Source organism: Aquabacterium parvum (assembly GCF_001447195.1).
In the GTDB taxonomy this organism is placed as follows: domain Bacteria; phylum Pseudomonadota; class Gammaproteobacteria; order Burkholderiales; family Burkholderiaceae_C; genus Aquabacterium; species Aquabacterium parvum.
Window position 1 is genome coordinate 40918 of record NZ_LFRI01000247.1, and the last position, 7024, is coordinate 47941.

Here is a 7024-nt window from a genome sequence, read left to right on the forward strand (position 1 = left end):
CTTTTGTCTGGATCCCATCATGTTCAAGAACCTCATCGTCTACCGCATCGGCGAGGGTTGGTCGGCCTCGGCCAGCCAGCTGGAGGCCGAACTGGACAAGGCGCGCTTCGTGCCCTGTGGCCTCACGCAACAGAAGTCGTCCGGCTGGATCGAGCCGCGTGGCGAGAAGCACGGGCCGCTGGTCGAGGCCATCGGTGGGCAATGGGTGCTGCGCCTGATGACGGAGCAGCGCGTGGTGCCGGGCTCGGTGGTCAAGCGACGCACCGACGAGATCGCCGACCAGATCGAAGAGCAGACCGGTCGTCGCCCTGGCAAGAAGCAGACGAAGGAGCTCAAGGAGCAGGCCCTGCTCGAGTTGCTGCCGATGGCCTTCACCAAGGTGGCCACAAGCTGGGTGTGGATCGCGCCCAAGCAGCGCCTGCTGGTGCTCGACTGCGGCAGCCAGGCCAAGGCCGACGAAATCGTGACCCTGCTGGTCAAGGCCATGGACGGCCTGGCCTTGAGCTTGATCCAGACCGAGATGTCGCCTGCGGTGGCGATGTCCCACTGGCTGGGCACGGGCGAGCCGCCCTATCAGTTCAGCGTGGACCGCGAGTGCGAGCTGAAGTCGCCTGACGAGATGAAGTCGGTGGTGCGCTATGCGCGCCATCCGCTGGACACCGATGAGGTCAAGCAGCACATCCAGGCGGGCAAGGTGCCCACGCGCGTGGCGTTGAGCTGGCGCGAGCGCGTGTCTTTCGTGCTGACCGAGGCGCTGCAACTCAAGAAGCTGGCCTTCCTGGACGTGGTCTTCGAGAGCGAAGGCACGCCGTCCAGGGGAGGCAAGGTCGACCCGTCGGAGGCCTTCGAGGCCGACGTCGCGATCTCGACCGGCGAGCTGATTCAGCTGATCCCCGACCTGCTCGAAGCGCTGGGGGGCGAGGCGCTGAGCATGGGCTCGGTGGGCACGCTCAAGCCTCAGGACCTGGTGGGTGATCGGCCTGGCGTTGTGTCAACCACTGCAGCACCTGCCGCCTCACCCACGGCCCCGCATCCAGTGGCAGATCATGCCCCGCCGTGGGATGCCTGACGATCTGCGCACCCCAGCGCTCGGCCAGCACGGTCGAGCAATGGGGGTGCACCAGTTGGTCTTGTGAGCCATTGAGCAACAGCACAGGCACCGGTGGTGCCGAGGGCGGCGCCTGGTATCGCGCGGCGGCCCACAGTTGACGCAGGCCATTGATCGGCTTGACGGGGTGGGCCTCTCGCAAGTGCAGCCAGTGAGCCAGCGTGGCGTCGGCGTCCGGTGGGTGTCGTGTGGTCATGGCCAGGATGGTCCGTTCCCATTGCGTGGGCGGCGCACGACCGATCAGCAATCGCAGGATCACGGGCCACCAGCGCGGTTGCAGCCGGTGCCACATCGGGCTGTGAGGCTTCAAGCTGGTGTTGATCAGCACAGCGTCCTTGAGCTCACTGGGGTATCGGTGCGCCCACTCGACCGTCACCATCGCGCCCAGCGACATCGCGATCACGCGGTAAGGCGGCTCGACACCTTGCGCGAGCAAGTCCTGACGCAAAGATGTCAACAGGCCAGGCACCGAGGCTGGGCTGCGGTCACGACAACGCGCGCCATTGCCGGCCAGGTCGGGCGTCAGCACGCGCGAGTTGGTGGGCAGATCGGCGCGCCATCGCTCGGCAAAGTCGCCCCAGTGGCCTTGTTCGCGGGTCAGGCCACGCAGCAGCAGCCAGGTGCCGGCTGCGCCGGGCGCACCCATGTTGAGGTCATGGGCCATCGCGGGTCTCTGATGAGGGGGCCGTTGCAGGTTTCGGGCCGTGACCGGTACTTCGCCGCGGCCTGTCCTGGTACCAGCGGGCGCGCGCTTGCCGTTCGTGGAGATCGCGGTCTTGCGGCTCGGGCAGCCAGCGCCCGTGGCTGGCTGCGGCGCGCCCGAGGAAGTCGAGCAAGGCCATGTGCCGGCGCAGCACGCGTTGCTGTCGGTGAGCAATCAGTGGGTTGAAGATGCCGTGGCGGCTGAAGAGCTGGCGCGGGTTCTTCTTGACCCACATCCATGAGCCCATCTCCAGAGTCAAAGGCAAGAAAACGTGACCCGGTTGTTCACTGCCGTGGCGCAGGTAGAGGTGGTCCCAAAGGTCGCCGTGCGTGAGGTACTGCATGTTCTGCGGCTCGAACACGTAGTTGTGGTGTGAGTGCGTTTGCTGGAAGACGCGGTGCAGGGCGTGCAGCTCCGCCAGGTGAGGCAGGGGCTGGCAGGTGTGGGCGTAGGGGAACCAGATGCGGTCCTGCAGGCCGAAGCCGGAGTGACAGTCCAGCGCCAGGCTGAAGGGGCGACCGAAGAGCTCTTCGTCCACCAGCCAGCACAGGGCCTGGCTTTCAGCCTCCATGGGGGCGCCATGCGGGCCACGGTACCAGGGCAGGGCGGGGCTCAGGCGGTGGCCGCTCAGCAGCCAAGGCACCGGTTCGGTGGCTTCGATCGGGGCGTTGCGCATCAGGTCCACCCCGCTGGGGTTGGCGCGCGTGCCAAGCCAAAGGCCGCCAGGGTTGACCAGCGGCATGAAGACCATTCTCAGCTGCGAAAGCTGGTGGTGCAGCACCTCGTCCCAGCGCAGGCGCTGCACCAGGCTGGTCAGGTAAGCAATGACCACCTCGGCGCCTATGCGCTCCAGGCCATGAACGCCTCCGAAGTAACCGATGGCAGGCACCTCTCGCGAAGGATTACCCAGGGAGATGGAAGGCACCTCGAAGACCTTGCCTCCCACTTCGACGCGGCACAGCGTGCGTGCCTGCACATGCTCACCACCCAGCTCGATGAGGCGGAGGATGTCGTCGAGTTCGGGCAGTGCTTGCTTTGGGCTCACGGCGGAGGGGCGCGGTGGAGACCGGCTCACCTTAACGAGTCCAGGGCGGCATTTGTGTGACGGCGGCTCATGCCCGTGTCATGGGGCTGACACGCGCGCCGCATACTGTGGCGTTTTCGCAGCAAGCCCGCCCCGAACGATGCGCGTCACGCCCCCTCGCACCATGCCCGGCTCCACCGTGTGGCGTTGGGGCGCCATCACCTTTGCGCTGGTCGCCGGCCTGGGGGAGTGGCTGGCTTTGCTGCGGGCCCGCCGTCGTCAGCAGGTGGCGCAACACCTGGTGCATCACTGACGGGATCGCACCCGGGCTGAATCGGCCACGCTCGGTCACAATGGGGGCATGAGCCAATGTCCTTCTTTGATCATCCACAGCCCAGCCGGTGTCGTTGCGCAGGCCGCCTCGGTTCGCAAGGCAGCCAAGCGGCTCAAGGCCTTGGGCTTCGACGTCTCGGTTGACGCGTCCGCCCTGAAAAAGCACCAGCGCTTCGCTGGCGAAGACGCCGAGCGCCTGCAGGCCATCCACCGAGTGGCGGATGCGGCACCCCAGGTGGCCTTGGCAACGCGGGGTGGTTATGGCCTCAGCCGCCTGCTGGATCAAATCGATTGGCCCAAGCTGGCGCGCAGCATTGAGCAGGGCACGGCCTGGGTCGGTTACAGCGATGTCACGGCCCTGCAGTTGGGGGCCATGGCGCACGGCGCTGCCGGTCCGCTCAAGCCGGGCGAGAACGTGTCTGCGGGCTTCTGGGCCGGCCCCATGGCCTGCGGCGATTTCGGGCACGCCGACATGGCCGAGGGGGGCGATGACGTCACCCAAGCCTGCTTTGTCGAAGCCGTGACCGGTGACCTGGAAGCGGTTGGCTTTCGCACCGAGCTTGGCTTCGATGGCATCGAGGTCACCGGGCGCCTGTGGGGCGGCAACCTGGCTGTGGTGCAGGCCCTGCTGGGCACGCCGCATTTCCCGAAGGTCAAGGGCGGCATCCTCTTCCTGGAAGACGTCAACGAGCACCCGTACCGGATTGAGCGAGCGCTGTTGCAGTTGCATCAAGCGGGTGTGCTCGGGGCGCAAAAGGCCGTTGTGCTGGGGGCTTTCACCGAGTATCGCAAGTCTCCGCTGGACCGTGGCTACACGCTCAAATCGGCCATCGCCCACCTGCGCAGCGTCTGCCCGGTGCCCATCCTGACCGGCCTGCCTTTCGGGCACGTGCCGACGAAGGTTTGTGTTCCGGTGGGGCGCCAGGCCACGCTTTCGGTGCAGGGGCGTGACGCCTTCCTGCTTTGGTGATCGGAGCGACAAGCGTGAGCGGGTGCATGGCGGCCAGGAGCCGGGTGTGGGCGGCAGCCCGATCAGCCGCGCGGGGCACAGCGGCGTTGCTGGCCGTGGTGTGCATGTCGCATGCGGCGCCCTCATGGGGGGCGCACGCCTACGCACAGTTCGGCGACATCAAGTACCCCTCCGGCTTCAGCCATTTCGATCACGTCAACCCCAAGGCGCCCAAGGGCGGTGACTTTTCGCTGGTCGCGCCGGTCATCGCCAACAGCTTTGACAAGTTCAATCCGTTCACGCTCAAGGGCACGTCACCACCGGGCCTGAACGCGTTGGTGTTCGAGACCTTGCTGACCGGTAACTTCGAGGAGCCCACGACCGCCTATGCGCTGTTGGCCGAAGACGTGAGCGTGGCACCGGACGCCATGTCGGTCACCTTCCGCCTCAACCCGAAAGCGCGTTTTCACAATGGCGATGCGGTGCTGGCCCGAGACGTCAAGCACAGCTTCGACATGTTGACGAGCAAGCAGGCATCGCCTCAGTACGCGGCTTACTTTGGGGGCGTGGCGCGGGTTCAGGTGCTGGGCGAGCGGCTGATTCGCTTTGACTTCAAGCGGCCCGATCCGGACCTGCCGCTCCTGGTCGGCAGCCTGCCGGTCTTCAGCCACAAGTGGGGCATGGTCAAGGGCCAATCCAAACCTTTTGACCAGGTGGTGGGAGAGCATCCCATCGCCTCGGGACCATATCGCATTGGCAAGGTGGTGCCCGGTCGGGACATCACGTACGAGCGAGACAAGGCTTACTGGGGTGCTGAACTCAATGTGCGGCGTGGACAGTTCAACTTCGACCGCATCACCTACAGGATGTACCTCGACAACGTCACGGCGTTTGAGGGCTTCAAGGCGGGTGAGTTCGATTTCATCGAGTCCTACATCTCCAAGGACTGGGTTCGGGCCTACAAGGGCAAGCGCTTTGATTCGGGTGAGCTGGTCAAGAAGACGCTCCCGCACCGCAACGCGGCCAATTTCCAGGGCTTCATCTTCAACACGCGCCTGGACAAGTTCCAGGATGCGCGCGTGCGTCAGGCCATTGGCCTGGCCATGGACTTCGAGTGGATGAACCGCCAGCTCTTTTATGGCATTTACTCGCGCATCACCAGCTACTTCACCAACAGCGATTACGAGGCCAAGGGCCTGCCAACGCAGGAAGAGCTGGCCTTGCTGGCGCCCTGGCGGCGCAGCCTGGATCAGGCCGTGCTGAACGCAGCGGTGCCCCTGCCACCGAGCACCAGCCCGCCAGGTTCGTTGCGCGCGAACCTGCGGCAGGCCCGCGACCTGCTCGCCGCTGCCGGCTGGAAGCTGCAGGATGGCGTGTTGCGCAATGCCAAGGGTGAGGCCTTCACCATCGAGTTCCTGGACAACTCGCCCAGCATGGGGCGCGTGATCACGCCGCTGTTGCGCAACCTCGAAAAGCTCGGCATCCAGGCTCAGTACCGCGTGGTCGATTACGCCGTCTACGAAAAGCGGATGAAGCGTTTCGAGTACGAGATGGTCAGCCTGGCCCTGCCGGGGCAGGAGGTGCCGGGCGCCGAGTTGAGGCAGTACTACCATTCATCCCAGCGGGACCTCGAAGGGTCGAGCAACCTCATTGGCGTGAAGGATCCGGTGGTCGATGCCCTGCTCGAGCGGGTCGCTCAGGCCAAGACACGGGGTGAGCTGGTGGTGGTGCTGCGCTCGCTCGATCGGGTCATGCGTCACCAGCATTACTTCGTGCCGCATTGGTACTCGCGCACCTTCCGCGTGGCCTGGCGGGGCGGCCGTTTCGGCATGCCTGAGCCGCCGCCGCACTACCGCCCCGATGCCTGGGCGCTGAGCAGTTGGTGGCGCCCATGAACACGAGCCCGGAAAGCCATTGACGACCATGTGGGCCTACATCCTCAAACGCATCTTGCTGATGGTGCCGACGCTGCTGGGCGTGCTGCTGGTGACCTTTGCCATCATCCAGTTCGTGCCCGGCGGGCCAGTCGAGCAGGTGATGTCGCAGCTGACCAGCCGCACCTCGGGTGGCGAGCGTGCCGGAGCCGACAGCGCCTACCGCGGCCGTCAGGGCGTGGACCCCGCGCAGATCGAGGAGCTCAAAAAGCTCTACGGTTTCGACGAGCCTGCGCATGAGCGTTTCATCAAGATGGTGGCCGATTACGCACGCTTCGACCTGGGGCAAAGCTTCGTGCACCACAAGGACGTCTGGGGCCTGATCCAGGAAAAGCTGCCGGTGTCCATCAGCCTGGGGCTGTGGACGTTTTTCTTGAGCTACCTGGTTTCGGTGCCTCTGGGCATTGCCAAGGCGGTGCGCGCTGGCAGCCGGTTCGACCTGGTCACCAGCATCATGGTGCTGATCGGTTACGCCATCCCGGGCTTCGTGCTCGGCGTGGCACTGCTGGTGCTCTTTGGCGGTGGCAGCTTTCTGCAGTGGTTCCCGCTGCGCGGTTTGACCTCCGCCAACTGGGATGAGCTCAGCCTGGGCGCCAAGGTGGTGGACTACCTGTGGCACATCACACTGCCGGTGACGGCCAGCGTGGTTGGCAGCTTTGCGGTGATCACCATGCTGACCAAGAATGCGTTCCTCGACGAGATCCGCAAGCAGTACGTGCTCACGGCACGCGCCAAGGGCCTGGACGAACGCAAGGTGTTGTGGAAACACGTTTTCCGCAACGCACTGATCCCGCTGGTGACGGGCTTTCCGGCGGCCTTCATCGGCGCTTTCTTCACGGGGTCGTCTCAGAAAACGGAAAATAAAGCACGCTAAGGCATAGCCGAACCTGCCAAGCTTGCTCCACCCTGTAGTGACGCGATCAGCGGGCAGGAAACGTTCCCCCTTCGCGCATGGCAGGCGCACACCAACTCA

General features: G+C 65.2%; 6 protein-coding genes and 2 pseudogenes. 5 read left to right on the top strand and 3 right to left on the bottom strand.

Annotation, left to right across the window (positions count from 1 at the left end; genetic code table 11):
- Positions 1 to 19 precede the first annotated feature (19 nt).
- Complete coding sequence (locus ABG80_RS09580) at positions 20 to 1069, top strand: recombination-associated protein RdgC (protein ID WP_058087485.1); 1050 nt, start codon at positions 20 to 22, stop codon at positions 1067 to 1069.
- On the opposite strand, the gene ABG80_RS21370 is transcribed toward ABG80_RS09580, so the two are convergent.
- Together ABG80_RS21370 and ABG80_RS09585 are read right to left on the bottom strand one after the other, a co-directional pair.
- Positions 951 to 1772, bottom strand: a complete 822-nt coding sequence (locus ABG80_RS21370; protein WP_235513809.1) for an alpha/beta fold hydrolase — start codon at positions 1770 to 1772, stop codon at positions 951 to 953. The genes ABG80_RS09580 and ABG80_RS21370 overlap by 119 nt on opposite strands.
- On the bottom strand, positions 1762 to 2856 hold the full coding sequence (locus ABG80_RS09585) for a M14 family zinc carboxypeptidase (protein WP_083505972.1): 1095 nt from the start codon (positions 2854 to 2856) through the stop codon (positions 1762 to 1764). Before ABG80_RS09585 ends, ABG80_RS21370 begins: the two co-directional genes overlap by 11 nt.
- A 163-nt stretch (positions 2857 to 3019) precedes the next feature.
- Here ABG80_RS09585 and ABG80_RS23765 point away from each other — a divergent pair, with 163 nt between their 5' ends.
- The 4 genes and pseudogenes from ABG80_RS23765 to ABG80_RS09600 all read left to right on the top strand — a co-directional run.
- Entirely contained in the window at positions 3020 to 3148 is a 129-nt protein-coding gene (locus ABG80_RS23765; protein WP_268760956.1) for a hypothetical protein, read from the top strand.
- A gap of 48 nt (positions 3149 to 3196) precedes the next feature.
- On the top strand, positions 3197 to 4138 hold the full coding sequence (locus ABG80_RS09590; protein WP_058087486.1) for an LD-carboxypeptidase: 942 nt from the start codon (positions 3197 to 3199) through the stop codon (positions 4136 to 4138).
- A 26-nt stretch (positions 4139 to 4164) separates the two neighbouring features.
- Positions 4165 to 6012 carry an extracellular solute-binding protein gene (locus ABG80_RS09595; protein ID WP_058087487.1) on the top strand — a complete coding sequence of 616 codons (1848 nt, stop codon included), beginning with the start codon at positions 4165 to 4167 and terminating at the stop codon, positions 6010 to 6012.
- A 28-nt stretch (positions 6013 to 6040) separates the two neighbouring features.
- A pseudogene (locus ABG80_RS09600) lies at positions 6041 to 6895 on the top strand (ABC transporter permease subunit); the annotation flags it as partial.
- A gap of 26 nt (positions 6896 to 6921) precedes the next feature.
- Here the strand turns inward: ABG80_RS09600 and ABG80_RS21375 are convergent.
- Positions 6922 to 7024, bottom strand: a pseudogene (locus ABG80_RS21375) (MerR family transcriptional regulator); the annotation flags it as partial.